Source organism: Nocardia acididurans (genome assembly GCF_016741815.1).
Classification (GTDB): Bacteria; Actinomycetota; Actinomycetes; order Mycobacteriales; family Mycobacteriaceae; genus Nocardia; species Nocardia acididurans.
Genome location: NZ_JAERRJ010000010.1, coordinates 24019 through 38914, shown reverse-complemented (window position 1 = coordinate 38914; position 14896 = coordinate 24019). Strand labels below are relative to the sequence as shown.

The 14896-nt window shown below is 68.1% G+C and carries 12 protein-coding genes; 6 read left to right on the top strand and 6 right to left on the bottom strand.

Annotation, left to right across the window (positions count from 1 at the left end):
* Positions 1 to 4 precede the first annotated feature (4 nt).
* Complete coding sequence (locus tag JK358_RS25375) at positions 5 to 751, bottom strand: SDR family oxidoreductase (protein WP_201951636.1); 747 nt, start codon at positions 749 to 751, stop codon at positions 5 to 7.
* A gap of 86 nt (positions 752 to 837) precedes the next feature.
* Here JK358_RS25375 and JK358_RS25370 point away from each other — a divergent pair, with 86 nt between their 5' ends.
* A complete protein-coding gene (locus JK358_RS25370) occupies positions 838 to 1761 on the top strand; it encodes a helix-turn-helix transcriptional regulator (RefSeq protein WP_201951633.1) in 924 nt (307 codons plus the stop codon).
* Here the strand turns inward: JK358_RS25370 and ybiA are convergent.
* Together ybiA and JK358_RS25360 are read right to left on the bottom strand one after the other, a co-directional pair.
* A complete protein-coding gene (gene ybiA / locus JK358_RS25365; protein WP_307817729.1) occupies positions 1739 to 2350 on the bottom strand; it encodes a riboflavin biosynthesis intermediates N-glycosidase in 612 nt (203 codons plus the stop codon). The genes JK358_RS25370 and ybiA overlap by 23 nt on opposite strands.
* 104 nt (positions 2351 to 2454) lie before the next feature.
* Positions 2455 to 3714, bottom strand: a complete 1260-nt coding sequence (locus JK358_RS25360; protein WP_201951630.1) for a DUF1444 domain-containing protein — start codon at positions 3712 to 3714, stop codon at positions 2455 to 2457.
* A gap of 139 nt (positions 3715 to 3853) precedes the next feature.
* Between JK358_RS25360 and JK358_RS25355 the strand changes: the two genes are divergently transcribed.
* The 3 genes from JK358_RS25355 to JK358_RS25345 all read left to right on the top strand — a co-directional run bounded on the left by JK358_RS25355 (position 3854) and on the right by JK358_RS25345 (position 7662).
* Positions 3854 to 5434: an alkaline phosphatase D family protein gene (locus tag JK358_RS25355; RefSeq protein WP_201951627.1), complete on the top strand. Its 1581-nt coding sequence runs from the start codon at positions 3854 to 3856 to the stop codon at positions 5432 to 5434.
* Between the two features lie 53 nt (positions 5435 to 5487).
* Positions 5488 to 6747 carry an FAD-binding oxidoreductase gene (locus tag JK358_RS25350; RefSeq protein WP_201951623.1) on the top strand — a complete coding sequence of 420 codons (1260 nt, stop codon included), beginning with the start codon at positions 5488 to 5490 and terminating at the stop codon, positions 6745 to 6747.
* Positions 6748 to 6882: 135 nt separating this feature from the next.
* Positions 6883 to 7662, top strand: a complete 780-nt coding sequence (locus JK358_RS25345) for an SDR family NAD(P)-dependent oxidoreductase (protein WP_201951621.1) — start codon at positions 6883 to 6885, stop codon at positions 7660 to 7662.
* A gap of 174 nt (positions 7663 to 7836) precedes the next feature.
* Here JK358_RS25345 and JK358_RS25340 read toward each other — a convergent pair whose 3' ends face one another.
* The 3 genes from JK358_RS25340 to ctaC all read right to left on the bottom strand — a co-directional run bounded on the left by JK358_RS25340 (position 7837) and on the right by ctaC (position 10640).
* Positions 7837 to 9075 (bottom strand): hypothetical protein, encoded by a 1239-nt coding sequence (locus JK358_RS25340; RefSeq protein ID WP_201951618.1) that lies wholly within the window; start codon positions 9073 to 9075, stop codon positions 7837 to 7839.
* A 145-nt stretch (positions 9076 to 9220) separates the two neighbouring features.
* Positions 9221 to 9637 (bottom strand): cytochrome c oxidase subunit 4, encoded by a 417-nt coding sequence (locus JK358_RS25335; RefSeq protein ID WP_201951616.1) that lies wholly within the window; start codon positions 9635 to 9637, stop codon positions 9221 to 9223.
* A 13-nt stretch (positions 9638 to 9650) separates the two neighbouring features.
* On the bottom strand, positions 9651 to 10640 hold the full coding sequence (ctaC, locus tag JK358_RS25330; protein WP_201951614.1) for an aa3-type cytochrome oxidase subunit II: 990 nt from the start codon (positions 10638 to 10640) through the stop codon (positions 9651 to 9653).
* 511 nt (positions 10641 to 11151) lie between these two features.
* Here ctaC and asnB point away from each other — a divergent pair.
* Together asnB and JK358_RS25320 are read left to right on the top strand one after the other, a co-directional pair.
* Positions 11152 to 13179, top strand: coding sequence for an asparagine synthase (glutamine-hydrolyzing) (asnB, locus tag JK358_RS25325; RefSeq protein WP_201951611.1), 2028 nt, complete (start codon positions 11152 to 11154; stop codon positions 13177 to 13179).
* 127 nt (positions 13180 to 13306) lie between these two features.
* Positions 13307 to 14806, top strand: coding sequence for an alpha/beta fold hydrolase (locus tag JK358_RS25320; RefSeq protein WP_201951608.1), 1500 nt, complete (start codon positions 13307 to 13309; stop codon positions 14804 to 14806).
* The last annotated feature ends 90 nt before the right edge of the window (positions 14807 to 14896 follow it).

The following is a 14896-nucleotide window of genomic DNA, read 5'->3' as shown; positions in this document are numbered from 1 at the left end:
GAGTTCACCAGGACAGCGGGCCGTAGGCGTCCTGCCCCCACAGGTATCCCCACAGCTGACCGGACGGCCCGTCGGCGGGCAGGGTGGCCAGGTGCACGGTGGGTTCGGCGCCCTGTTCGGCGGCGCGGAATCCGCTGTTGCCGTTGAGATCCGTGGCGCAGTAGCCGGGATTGGCGGCGTTCACCTTGATGCCGGTGTCCCAGAGCTCCTTGGCGTACATGACGGTGACCATGTTGAGGGCGGTCTTGGAGGACGGGTAGGGAATGCCGGTCATCGGCCACATCGGACCGTTCCGATCCATCATTCCCGCCAGCGAGCCCACCTCGCTGGACACGTTCACGATCCGCGCCGCCTCGGCCCGACGCAGCAGCGGCAGCACGGCGTTGGTCACCGCGATCACACCGAACACATTGGTTTCGAACACCTTTCGCAGTGAGGCGACCGAGGTCGTGGACGGCTTCCAGTCCCCCTCGTCACCCCCGGCGATGGCGGCGTTGTTCACGAGGATGTCCAGGCTGCCGAATTCTTCGCCGATCCACGCGGCGGCATGGTCGATGGTTTCCCGGTCGGTCACGTCCAGGCGCACGAAATGGGCCTGTGCGCCTTCGGCGTGCAGCTTCTCGGCGGCGGCCTGCCCGAGCTTCGGGTCGCGCGCGCCGACGAGGACGGTGATGCCGCGCGCGGCGAGCAGGCGGGCGGTTTCGAAGCCGATTCCCTTGTTGGCCCCGGTGATCAGTGCTGTGGTTGTCATGACTGTCAGCCTCACACCGGGCGCTCGGGCTGGGGAGGACCAAGTTGTACCACCCACGGCGCGCGCCGGTGGCCGAGACTGGAGGTATGACGGATCGGAGTGAACTGGCGGCGTTCCTGCGCACCCGGCGCAATCGGCTGAGCCCGGCGGATGTGGGTCTGCCCGACGGAATCAACCGGCGCGCACCGGGTTTGCGGCGGCAGGAGGTCGCGCAGCTGGCGGGGATCTCGGTGGACTACTACGTGCGGCTGGAGCAGGCGCGCGGGGCGAAGCCGTCGCGACAGGTGCTGGCGGCGCTGGCGCGGGCGCTCATGCTCACGGTGGACGAGCGGGAGTATCTGTACCGGATGGGCGGGGAGAATCCGCCGGCGGTGGCGGGACCGAATCGCACGGTGCCGCAGTCGGTTCGGATCATTCTGGATACCCTCGGCGCACCCGCCTACGTGGTGGATGCCACCTACGAGGTGCTGGCCTGGAATCGCGGGGCCGTCCCGTTCATCGGCGACATCGACGCCGACCCGGAGCAGGAGCGCAATATGGTGCGCTGGATGTTCCATCAGGCCCACGACCATCCGCAGTGGTCGAACGAGTCGACCCGGTGTTTCGCCCGCTCCACGGTGGCGGACCTGCGCGCGGCGTACGCCCGCTACCCCGGCAATCCCGCACTGAGCAGCCTGGTCACCGAATTGCTCGGCACCTCGACACGTTTCGCGGACATGTGGCACGCACACGAGGTGGAAGTGCGGCGGGCACACCACAAACGGGTCGACCATCCGGCCCTGGGCCTGCTGGAGTTCGAATGCCAGGTCATGCACATCTCGGACACCGATCAGCGGATGATCGTCTACTGCGCCCCACCCGGAAGCCGGACCGCCGACGTGTTCCGGACACTGGCCGACGGGCAGGCGACCGCAGCGTACGGCGCCGGGGTGTATCGGAAGCTTGCGGCCGAACAGCGGGCCGGAGCATCGGAGCGCCCCGCCCCGCTCAGGGAGCCGAGGTCTCCATAGCCAGCACGGCCCGCGCCTCCATGAGGGCGAAGCCGAGCAGGTTCTCACCGCGCCAGGTCCGGGGATCGGCGGCGGCGGGGTTGTCCGCGCCCAGGCCGATGCCCCAGACGGTGTCGCGGGGCGCGGCCTCCACCAGCACCTTGTCGCCGGTGGCGAGCAGGAAGTGCCGAAGGTCCTCGTGCTGGCCGAATTTGGCGATGCTGCCGCGCATCACGATGTCGTAGCGGTGCGCGACCCAGGCGTCCTGGTCGAAGCCGCGGACGGCGCGGCCGAGGCGTTTGGCGTCGGCGGGGGTTTCGCCGGCGAGGACCTTGGCGCGCATCTCCTCGTCACCGAAGAGGCGGGCCTTCTCGGCCATCATGAAATGTTCCGCGCTGCCGTAGGTCTGGCCGTCGACGGTGAAGTCGACCGGCCACCACTGGCTGAGCACCCATTTGCCGACGGCGTGGCCGGGTGTGCGGGTGTGCCCCCAGAAGAAGAGGAATTCGGGTTCGTCCCCTCCGGCCATGCTCGCGATCAGCCGCGCTCGGTTCACCAGGGCGCTCACCTCGTCCAGGGCGCTCTCGTTCACCGCTGTGCTGTTGTTCACCGGGGCTCTGCCGGGGGCTCCGTCCACAAAGCCCGACAGTAGCCGAAGAAAGTGACAGCGGGCCTTCGATATTCGCCGGGAACCGCGTGCCCTGCGACACACGCTCAGGAGGCGAGAGCGCGCAGCCTGGTCATGATCTCCGCCGAGGGGTGTCCCGCCACCCGGTAGCGCGGTGGGTCGTACTCCTCGGCGGGGTGCAGGTCCACGAGTTCGGCCACATCGTCCCAGGCCACGCGGAAGGCGTCGCCGTCGCGGCCGACGAAGCAGATGTAGTTGGCGCGCGGGAGCAGGATGGTGTTCCCGTAGCCCGTCCAGGGCGTCATCGTGTATTCGGTGCCGTCCTGGTCGCGGACCTGCAGCAGGTCGCTGACCGCGGCCTCCCGGTCGGCGTCGGCGCGCAGCTTGTCGGTTTGCGCGCCATAGACTTTGGCCGCGAGGGTGGCTTCGGCGTGCTGCAGCGCCCGCCAGGCCGGATGGGTTTCCGGCAGTCGCAGCGGTATCAGCTCGCCGTCGTCGTCCACCGTGTAGGGCACCGGTGACACCGGGCGTAGCGCCCGGTCGTATTTCTCCTCGGCGAGCGCCAGCAGCTGGGGCAGCATCTCCTCGGACGCGGACCCTTCGGCCGCGCCGAGCACCAGGTACATGCCCAGATGCCCCGGCAGGAACACGACGGGCCGGGTGCCGGTGCGGGCCGCCACACCGGCCAGCCAGCCCGGAATCAGCGGCAGCGCACCGATGTACGTCTCGCCCTCGTCGTCGTCGAATTCGAGGATGCGGGTGCCTTCGGCGGGTTCGAAGGCGGTGAGGGCGCTCATGGCCAGCTCGGTCATGTTCTCGTGCGCGGCCGCGTACACGGTGTCGGCGTCGACGCCCCAGCCCAGCAGGTGCTGGGCGGTGACGAACTGGATGGTGGTGGGCCGGTCGATGGCCACCATTTCGACCAGGTAGGGCAGCACCCGCCGGGTGAGCACGACGCCGCTGATATTGCGGTCGCCGACGCGCACCAGGTCGTGCCCGGCGGGCCGCAGCACCGGCCGCACGGTCGCGGCGACCTGCTCCCAGGTGTCCTCGGGTTGCTCCGCACCGCCCGCGCGGCCGGTGGCGCCGCTGCGCTGGGAGACCGCGGCCTGGACCATGTCGTACACCATGGCGGACAGCTCGGGCCCGGCGCACCCGTCGAAGCGCCGGTACAGCATGGCCACATTGATCCAGCCGGTGCCGCCGCCGCGGATCTGGAAGAGCACGGTGTCGTCGGCCGGGTCGTAATCGGCGGAGGCGACGGAGCCGTGCGCGAGGACCTGTTGTAAAACCTTCCGCCCGAACTTCTTTCGCGCGGACCCGAAGATCCCTCCCAGGAAACCCATGTCGCGGACTATACGCACGGCCGATGACACGCGGACGAGACCGAGGTCGCAGGCCCCGCGGTCCGGTGTGGCCGAGAATTCGCTGAGCGGTCCGGCGCGGTTCAGCAGAAGTTGATCTGGTTGCTGAAAGGTCGGGCGCATGGCTGTCGGATCATCGTATGAATCTTCGTCCCTCTCGCGCCGCACGCTGCTGCGGGCCTCCGCCGCCGGGCTGGTGGTCGTACCCGCGCTGGCCGCCTGCTCGAAGGAGAGCGGTCCGGGACTGGTGTTACAGCGGCCGACGCTCACGCACGGTGTCGCCGTCGGCGACCCGCGCAGTGACGGCGCGCTGATCTGGGCGCGGTCGGACCGGCCCGCGAAGCTGATCGTGGAGACCGCCGCCACCGAATCGTTCACCGACGCCAAGCGTTTCGAAGGTCCCCTGCTCACCCCGGATTCGGACGGTACCGGCCGGGTGCGGATCAACGGTCTGCCCGCCGGGCAGCAGGTGCACTACCGGGTCACCCTCGAGGGCGAGGGCGGCGCGACGTCGGAGGCGCTGACCGGCGTCTTCCGCACCGTGCCGGCCGCGTCGTCGGATATCACGCTGCTGTGGTCGGGTGACGTGGTCGGACAGGGGTACGGCATCAATCCGGATCTGGGCGGGATGAAGATCTTCTCCGCCATGGCCGCGCGCGATCCGCACCTGTTCCTGCACTCCGGTGACTCCATCTACGCGGACAATCCGATCCAGGCCTCGGTCACCCTGCCGGACCAGCGGGTTTGGAAGAATGTCACCTCGGAGGCGAAAAGCGCTGTGGCGCAGACCCTGGACCAGTTCCGCGGCAACTACGCCTACAACCTGATCGACGAGAACTATCGCAGGTTCAATGCTTCGGTCGCGCAGATCGTGCAATGGGACGACCACGAGACGGTCAACAACTGGTACCCGGGCGGTCAGGTGCCCGCGGCCAAGCAGGGTTACACCGAACGCTCGATGGACACCCTCGCCACCCGCGCCTGGCGGGCCTTCCACGAGTGGATGCCGGTGGAGCCGCGGGAGGCCGTGGACGGCAGGCTGTATCGCAAGGTCTCCTACGGCCCGCTGCTCGATGTGTTCGTGCTCGATATGCGTACCTACAAGGACGCCAACGACGAGAACCGCTCACCCGAGGGCAGGATCCTGGGCGCGGCGCAAACCCGGTGGCTCATCGACGGGCTGCGCGATTCCACAGCCACCTGGAAGATCGTCGCCAATGATTTGCCGCTGGGCCTGATCGTCAAGGACGGTGAGCAGAAGGACCGCACCGCGTTCGAGGCGGTGGCCAATGGTGATCCGGGTGCGCCGTCCGGCCGCGAGACCGAGATCGCGACGGTGCTGTCGGCCATCAGGTCCAACCGGGTGGCGGGCGTGGTGTGGCTCACCGCCGACGTGCATTACACAGCGGCACACCATTATTCGCCGGAGCGGGCCGCGTACAAGGACTTCGATGAATTCTGGGAGTTCGTCTCGGGCCCGTTGAACGCGGGTGCGTTCGGCCCGAACGACCTGGACGCGACCTTCGGCCCGGAGGCGGTGTTCGTGCACGCGCCGCCGGTGCAGAACTCGTCTCCGCTGGATGGGGCCTATCAGCATTTCGGTGAGGTGCGCATCGACGGGAAGTCCCGCGAACTCACAGTGAACCTGTGTGATTCGACCGGAAACGTGCTGTTCACGAAACGGCTCTCCCCCGCTCACTGAGACCCCCGGCAAGCACGAGCAGAACGGGCGTGAGTGTGGTTAGCTGTAGCGCCATGAGCACGCCCGTCTCCACCCTCTCCGAAGAATTTCTGCCGCGCGATACGGCGGATGTGGTTCGTACCGTTCGGGATTCGCGAAAGTCCACGAAACCGCTGATCATCCGGGGCGGGGAACTGCCGGACGAGGAGCTCGCACCGCCGGAGCAGGGTGCGGTGCTGAGTATGCGAAAGATGAACCGGGTGCAGGTCGTCGACGCCGACGCGCACACGGTCCGGGTGCAGGCGGGGGCGCGCCTGTCGGATATCGATCGCACGCTGGGGGCGCACGGGCTGGGGCTGCCCATCGTCGGCGATCATCGGGAGATCACGGCGGGCGGGTTCGCGGCAGTGGGTGGACTGTCGACGGCCTCGCATCGCTTCGGCCTGTTCAGCGACAATGTGGTGGAGCTCGAATACGTCGATCAGGACGGGCGTTTCGGCACCTGCGGGCGTACGCATCACACCGAGCGGTTCCGGCGGATCCTGGGCGGCGGCGGGCGCACCGGGATCATCACGGCCCTGACGCTCGAGGTCGCCGATATCGACAAGGACCGCACCTGGCTCACCTCGGACGCGCACCGCTTCCTGGATTTCGACACCTTCGTGGAGCAGTCGTTCAAGGAGATCCAGTCGCCAGGTGACGCGATGCTGCAGGTGGGCCGCTGGGTGGATACCGCACCGCTGAAAGTTTCCCGACCGGTCGGCACCGGGCACGTCCAGCTCGGCACCGTCCGCTTCGGGCAGTGGTCGAGCCTGTACCCGACCGAACCGAATCTGTCGCTGCGGGCCCGCCGGGAGGTCGGCGCCCGTGCGCGAAAGTCCTTGGGCGCCATCGCCTCCTCGGCCAGCGGCCGCGCGGGCATGCCGGTGCGCAATGCCGCGGCGGGCGCGCTCATGTTCGCCCCGAAGGTGCTGACCCTGCGCGACGCCGAGTACCTGGCCGACACCGTCATCTCCCATTCGGAGCGCGGACCGGCCTACCGCATCTCGGTTTTCGCGCCGCTGTCGACGTATCCGCGGGTGTTCCACGGCCTGCACGATCTGTTCTCCGGGCACCGCGAGCGCACCGGCTGCTTCACCGTGATCTCCGCCCTCACCTACGGCGTGCGGTCCCGCTACCTGCGCGAACTCGATAACGAGGACCACGGTTTCATCACCTTCACCTGCCGCCTGCGCCCGGCCGCGCTGCCCTCGGAACTGTTGCGGGACATCGTTTCCGGAATCGACGAGATCTGCACCACCGAACGCGCCCGCCGGTACGACCCGACCGTTTAGAATGTGTTCCACTACGATCCAGCAAACAGGTAGCAGCTAGGCCGCGACACCACCCTGCCCGCTGGATGACACAGCTTCGGCCGTCGGGGGCCGGTGCATGGTTCAGCTCGTTCGCGTGTGAAGGTTGCCTGTCCCATGATCGAATTCCGCGCGGGTTCAGCCCGCCGACCCCGTCCGGCCGAAGTGATTGCGGGCAAACGGATAGTCATCACCGATGCCCTCTCCGACATAGGTCGCGCCACCGCCCGATTACTCGCGGCCCACGGGGCCGAAGTCTTACTCGTGGCGCGACACGGCGGCCCCCTGGCCGAAGAGTGTTGCGCCATCACCGAATCCGGCGGCCGCGCGCACTGGTTCCGGTGCGATATCTCCGCGCTGGGAGATGTCGACCAGCTGGTGGAATGGCTGCTCACCGAATTCGACAGCATCGACGTTCTGATCAACAACGCGGGCCGCCCCATGCGCCGCCCGGTCCTGCAATCCCTGGACCGCTTCCGCGACTACCAGCGCATGATGGCCGCCAACTACTTCGGCCCCCTCCGCCTCACCCTGGGACTGCTGCCCGCCATGCTCGCGGGCGGCTCCGGCCACGTCGTCAATGTGGGTCCGTGGAGCCTGACCACCGGCGCCGCACCGAATTTCGCCTCCTACGCCAGCTCCCAGGCCGCCTGGACCACCTTCGGCCAATGCGCCGACGCGGAGCTCTCACCGCGCGGCATCCACGTCAGCACGGTCCACTACCCGGCCCCGGACCACACGGTCCCGGATGCCGACGAGGCCGCGGGCTGGATAGCGACCGCCATCCGCACCCGCCCGGCGCACGTCCAGCCGCCGCGCCTCCCCCGCGCCCTGGTGGGCCTGGCCAATATGGCTCCCCGCTCCACCCTGCGCCTGAAACACGCACTGGGAATCTGACTTTCGACCGGCACGGAAAACCCGCAAGGGCTGTGCAGCTTTCGGTAACCGATGAGGGGAAGGCGGGGCGGCCGACGGGCCGTCCCGCCTTTCTGTGCGGCGAAAGACGCGGCCTTTCCGTGCGGCGGCGGACACAGCCTTTCCGTGCGGCGATGGACACAGTCGCGCAAGCCTTTACCGCGTGGTCTTGCGTCGCAGCACCACGTACAGCGGGCGCAGCCAAGGGGTCAGGGCGCCGGCCGTCAGCAGCGCGAGCCAGGGCACGCGCCACCACCACGGCAGGTCGCTGTCACCGGTCGGTTGGGCCGCGACGAGCGGGCGAGCGGTGGCGGACCAGACCAGGAAGTCGTCGCCGATCGGGAGCAGGCCCAGGGCGTAGCGTTTGGTGCCGGGGAGGGTGAGCGGTGCGCCGAGGAGTTCACCGGCGGAGCCCAGGGCCGTGGCGAGGCTGGTGTCGCCGTTGACGCGGGCCGCGCCGAGGCCGACGACGGTGGCGGACAGGCTGATTCCGGCGAGCAGCGGGCCGGAGTCGACATCGCCCGGACCGTCGGTGCCTTCGGGGTATTCGCGGATGGCGGGGCCGAAACCGGCCGGGTAGGAGAGGAATCGGGCTCGGAAGTTCTGGTATTGGGACTTCGCGAAGTCGGGGTCGATCTCCGGGAGGAAGCGGAGGATCACGGTTTGGGAGGTGGCTCGGGCGCTCTCCAGCAGGCTGCCGTCCTTGGGCGAGACCTGGTGCGGCAGTAGGCCGGTCGCGGGATCCAGGCGTTGGCGAACGGCGGCCAGCCAGCGGACGGCGACGCCGTCGAACCAGGTTCCCAGCAGCCGATCGTGCAGGCGCAGCGAGGCGATGGCGACCGTGGAGTCGACGGGCCAGGCCTGGCCGGGATAGGCCTCCAGGAACGGGGTTTCGGAGGCTTTGAAGGCGCGGGCGATCTCGGCGCTGCGGTCGCTGAACCGCCACACGTCCTCGGCATCCCAGGTGCCGCCGAGGGTGAGGATCGCGCCGTGCAGCCAGTTCGTCCAGCCCGCCCAGAAGATGCCGTGGCCGGGGCGCAGCGACGGGTCGAAGGCCGCGCGGCCCTGCTCGGATTCCAATCGTTGCAGCGCCCACCGAGATTCGCGCAACGCCTCGTCCCGGCGGCTCGGATCGGTGCGACCGGCCTGCACCCAGGCGAGCCCGTACAGCGCGTTCAGGAAGAAGTATCCCTCCGGAAACTGCTGCTGCGCAGACACATCCGCGCCCCGGTCGATCGCCGCCCGCACGAAGGCCAGCTGCCGGTAGGTGTCGGCGGGCTGCTCGTCGACGCCGGGCTGCGGCCACACCAGGCGCGCCGCACCCACCAGGAAGGCGATCGTGACCACGATCCCGACGGCCCGAAATGTCCAGCGGGCCAAAGCAAAGCGGCGCATACCGACCGTTTCCTCTCACGCCCCGCCCACAGTGCCACTCGCGTGTCGATACCGCTGCGAATCCCGATAAAGCACGCGGAATCTCCACAAACAGCGAAGCGCCCCACCGGAGTTCCGGTGGGGCGCTTCGCTTTCGGCTATGAGCTCAGTGCTTCTCGGGGCCGAGGTGGTACTCGAACACCAGGCCCGCGGCAGCGACCAGGATCAGGATCACGCCGATGGCGATCAGCCAGTACTGGAAGAACGCGAAGCCGAGGGCGGCCACGGAGCCGGCGGCGGCCAGCAGGATGGGCCAGAACGAACCGGGCGAGAAGAAGCCCAGGTCGCCGGCGCCGTCCACGATCTCCGCCTCTTCGTAGTCCTCGGGACGCAGGTCCAGGCGACGGGCGACGAAGCGGAAGTAGGTGGCCACGATCAGCGACAGGCCCGCCGACAGCACGATGGCGGTGGTGCCCGCCCACTCGATGCCGGTACGGGACTGGGCGGTGAAGTAGCCGTACACGACGGCCACGAGCACGAAGAAGATCGTGATCAGTTCGAAGATGCGAGCTTCGACCTTCATGTCAGTTCAGTCCTCACTTGGCTTCGGTGAGACCCGCGCCGCGCGCGGTGCGGTCGGTGTTGAACGGCTTGGTGCTGGTGGCCACCGGCGACTCGCCGATGCTGGCCAGCGCCTCCGCGTTGGTCTTACCGTCCTGGCGGGCCTTCAGGTAGATCTTGAAGTTCTCCGGCGAGACCGCGCGAACCTCGAAGTTCATCATCGAGTGGAAGGTGCCGCACATCTCGGCGCAGCGGCCGACGAACGCGCCTTCCTTCTCGATCTTGGTGATCTGGAAGATGTTGTCCGAGTTGTTCTGCTTCGGGTTCGGCATCACGTCGCGCTTGAACAGGAACTCCGGCACCCAGAAGGAGTGGATGACGTCCGCGGCGGCCAGCTGGAACTCGATGTTCTTACCGGTCGGCAGGACGAGGACCGGAACCTCGTTGGAGGTGCCGACGGTCTCGACCAGGTCGTAGTTCAGGTACGAGATGTCGTTGGACGGCAGACCGTTGTTCGGGCAGGGCTGCTCGTGGCCCTCCTCGTTCTTGCGCTCGAGGCACTCGGTCTTGATCTTGGCGTTCAGCGCCTGACGGGACTCGTCGACACCGTTGTAGACCGGCGAGCCGTCCTTGAGATCGACCTTCTGGTAGCCGAACTTCCAGTTCCACTGGAACGCGGTCACATCGACCACGACATCCGGGTTGTCGACCTTCTCGTGCACGTAGTTCTGCACGACGACGGTGAAGTAGAACAGCACCGCGATGATGACGAACGGAATGGCCGTGTAGCTCAGCTCGAGCGGCACGTTGTAACCGGTCTGCCGCGGGAACTCCGGCGAGTTCGCCTTCTTGCGGTGGAACGCGACGGTCCAGAAGGTCAGACCCCACACCAGCACGCCCATCGCCAGCGCGGCGATGACCGACCAGGTCCACAGTTCACGCATCCGGGTGGCCTGCGGCGTGACGCCCGAAGGCCAGCCGAACCGCAGCACCTCGTTGTCGATGTTGCAGCCGGAGACGAGCATCGCGGTGATCCCGAGGGACACCGCAAGCCCGGCCCGGCGAAGGATACGGCCATGCCGACCCTGGGCGGGTCGTGCCCCTATCGCTTCGCTCGCCTTGTGCGCCACGCTCAACGCCTTCCTGGTCGTCTATCCGACTCGGCGTCGCCCGAGCTCCGTGGGCTGGGCGACACATATTCAGCACGTTTGGGAGCTCTGGGACCGGTCGTGCGCAACGCACGATCGACCCCGGGAGTTCCCGAGTACTACGCAGCGTAGACCAAACCAGGCACGACATCGCGATCGGGTCGCATTCGACACGGGGCCTAATTGCCCTCCGCTTCGCTCCGGGCGTGTTCGCGGCCCTGTTACCTCGATCTTCCCTCCTCCGCTCCTCCGCTTCGCTCCCCCGCTCCGTCAGTCCAGATCGAGGCGGGCCGCGAACCTGATGCGCCGCAGCGGGATCAGCGCGGGTGCGGCATACTCGGGCGGTAAGTTTCGCGTCCCCGACTCCGGAAACGAGGTTCTCGGCCAAGTGTGTGGTCTGCTCGGATTTCTGACAGCTTCCACGGCAACTTCCTCCGATGGGCGGACCGTCGAAACCACCGCCGCAGAGGTATACGAGGCACTGCACTGCCAGCGCCACCGCGGCCCCGATGAGAAGGGCACCTGGAACGACGATCGGATGATCTTCGGTTTCAACCGCCTCTCGATCATCGACATCGAGCATTCGCATCAGCCGCTGCGGTGGGGCCCGCCGGAGAACCGGGAACGCTACGCGCTCACCTTCAATGGCGAGATCTACAACTACCTGGAGTTGCGCGAGGAGCTGGCCGCCGAGCACGGCGCGGAGTTCGGCGACGAACCCATGTTCCGCACCGAGGGCGACTCCGAGGCCATCGTGGCGGCCTTCCACTACTGGGGGGCCAAGGCCCCGAGCAAGTTGCGCGGCATGTTCGCCTTCGCCATCTGGGATACCGAGCTGAACAAACTGTTCATCGCGCGCGACCCGTTCGGCATCAAGCCGCTGTTCATCGCCACCGGCGCGGGCGGCACCGCCTTCTCTAGCGAGAAGAAGAGCCTGCTGGAACTGCTTCCGGCGCTGGAGCTTTCGGACGCCCTGGATCCGCGCGCGCTCGAGCACTACACGGTGCTGCAGTACGTGCCCGAGCCGGAGACCCTGCACAAGGACATCCGCCGCCTCGAATCCGGTTGCTACGCCTGGATCGAACCGGGCGAGAAGCCGCGGGTGACCCGCTACTTCAACCCGCAGTTCCGGGTCGCGCCCTTCCCCAAGCCGGGTGACGTGACCGCGCAGGCCCCCACCACCAATCCGCGCCCGGCGTCGCAGCGGCCGAACACCGCCGCCAATCGCTACCGGGAGATCGCCGAGGCGCTCGAGGACTCGGTGGCCAAGCACATGCGCGCCGATGTCACCGTCGGCTCGTTCCTGTCCGGCGGCATCGACTCCACCGCCATTGCGGCCCTTGCCATCCGGCACAATCCGAACCTGCTCACCTTCACCTCGGCCTTCGAGCGGGAGGGCTACTCGGAGGCGGATGTGGCCGCCGAGACCGCCGAGGCCATCGGCGCGAAGCATTTCATCCGCACGGTGAGCCCCGAGGACTTCGCCGGGGCCATCCCCGAAATCGTCTGGTACCTGGACGAACCCGTGGCCGACCCGGCGCTGGTGCCGCTGTACTTCGTGGCCAAGGAGGCCCGCAAGCACGTCAAGGTGGTGCTCTCGGGCGAGGGCGCAGACGAGCTGTTCGGCGGCTACACCATCTACCGGGAACCGCTGTCGCTCAAGCCGTTCGAGTATCTGCCCAAGGGTCTGCGCAAGCTGGCCGGGAAGCTGTCGGACCGGATTCCGGAGGGCAAGCGCGGCAAGAGCCTGCTGCACCGCGGCTCGCTGACCATCGAAGAGCGCTACTACGGCAACGCCCGCAGCTTCAACGACGCCCAATTGCGTTCCGTACTGCGGGAATTCCGCCCCGAGTGGACGCATCAGGACGTCACCGCGCCCATCTACGGCATGCAGGGCCGGGATTGGGATCCGGTCGCGCGCATGCAGCATCTGGACCTGTTCACCTGGCTGCGCGGCGACATCCTGGTCAAGGCCGACAAGATGACCATGGCCAACTCGCTGGAGCTGCGGGTGCCGTTCCTGGATTCGGAGGTCTTCCGGGTCGCGGAGAAGATCCCGTTCGAGCAGAAGATCACCAAGGACACCACCAAGTACGCGCTGCGCCAGGCGCTCACCGATATCGTGCCGCCGCATGTGCTCAACCGCGCCAAGCTGGGATTCCCGGTGCCGCTGCGGCATTGGCTGCGCGGACCGGAGCTCTACGACTGGGCGCGCCAGCAGATCACCGACTCGCAGACCGATCACCTGCTGAACAAGGCGGCCGTCCTGGCCATGCTGGAGGAGCACCGCACCGGGCCGCTGGATCACAGCCGGCGACTGTGGACGCTGCTGGTGTTCATGATCTGGCACGGAATCTTCGTGGAGCACCGGATCAAGCCGGAGATCCAGGAGCCGGTGTACCCGGTCAGCCTCTGAGCTCGGTCCCCCGACAAGGCGCGCTTCCCCACCCGGGAGCGCGCCTTTTTCGTGCGCCGTGATCTTCTTACATTCCTTTGTCATTGCTTTGGCAGGGGCCTGACGTGGGCCGATTTAGATCACTGTCATGACGAAGCGCAAGGGATTGGCAGCGACGGTGAGCGCGGCACTGGCCGCGGCGACACTGGCAGGGGTTCTCACGGCATGCGGGAGCGGTGACACGGCGGCGGCCACGCCCGCGTGGTGTCCGACCGTGCCGGGACATCGGGTGGACTGCGGGACGATCTCCCGGCCGCTGGTGGACGGGCGGGCGGATCTCGGCGAGATCTCCGTGGCGTACGCGCGAGTGCAGCGCAGCGATACCGCCGCCCCGGCAGCGGGGACGATCACGCCGAATCCCGGTGGGCCGGGTGTGCCGTTGATCTCGCACGCGCCGGAGGCGGTGGCGATGATGGGGCCGCTGCTGGACAGTCATGACCTGCTGCTGATCGATCCGCGCGGGACCGGGGAGTCCAGCGCCCTGGATTGCGGTGCGGACGAACGGGTTTACCAGCTCGGCACCCGAGAACAGCAGCGGGACATGGTGACCCGCTGCGGTGAGCGGATCGGGGAGAAGGCGCTCGGCTACACCTCGGCCGCGACCGCCGACGATTTCGACGCGGTGCGCGAGCACCTGGGTGTTCGCAAACTCGTGCTGTACGGGATCTCCTACGGCACCTACCTGATGCCGATCTACGCGCAGCGGCACCCGGACAGCGTGCAGTCCATGGTGCTCTCGGGTGCGTACCCGTGGGAGTTCGACACCTTGAACCGGCCCAACGCGGAGGCGGTTTCGACCGCTCTGCAGCGTATCTGCGAGCGCAGCGGGGCCTGCGACGGCGAGACCGCCGTCTCGGATCTGAAGACCGTGGCCGCCCGACTGCGGGAGCGGCCCCTCGAGGTGGGCGGCGACGCGCCGGTGCGCCTGGACGAGAAGAAGCTCGCGAGCCTGCTGTTCGAGACCGGGACCTCCGAGGTCGGCATGAACCCGGCCGCACCGACCCTGCTGGGCGCGGCGCCCGCGGTCCTGCACGCGGCGGCGCAGGGCGACGACGAACCGTTGCGGCAGTGGACCGTTCAGGCCACCGCCGCGCCGAGCTACGAGAACATCGACCTGTACATGACCGTGGCCTGCAACGACTACGGCACCCTCTGGTCGCCGAACGCGACTGTGCCGCAACGGGAACAGCAGTACCGCCAGGCCCTCGACCAGGCCGGGACCATCGGCGCGTTCAGTGCCGCCGGATTCTCGGGCGGTCAGCGGGACGGCGGCGACGCCTGCCTCGGCTGGCCCGCCAACGGCCTGACGCGTCCGGCCGACGTGCGCACCGCCCTGCCGGACGTGCCCGTGCTGGTGATCTCCGGCGACCTCGACGCCATCACCCCCGACGCCAACGGTCAGCGGGTGGCGGCCAAGTTCCCGCGTGCCACCTTCATCTCGGTGCCGAACACCGGGCACGTGCCGGATATGGAGCCCAGCGGCTGCGTGGCGGGCATCATCGGCCAGTTCATCGCCACCGGAACCCCCGGTGCGAGCGAGTGCGTGGCCGCCGTGCCGCCGATCGCGGTCACCCCGGTCGTGAAGTGACCCCGGGCCTGCCATGACCGCCACCGCCGCCGCGGGACAGTACGGTTCCGGACACGATGAGTCCGGGGCCGTGGGCTCCGGGGAGAATAG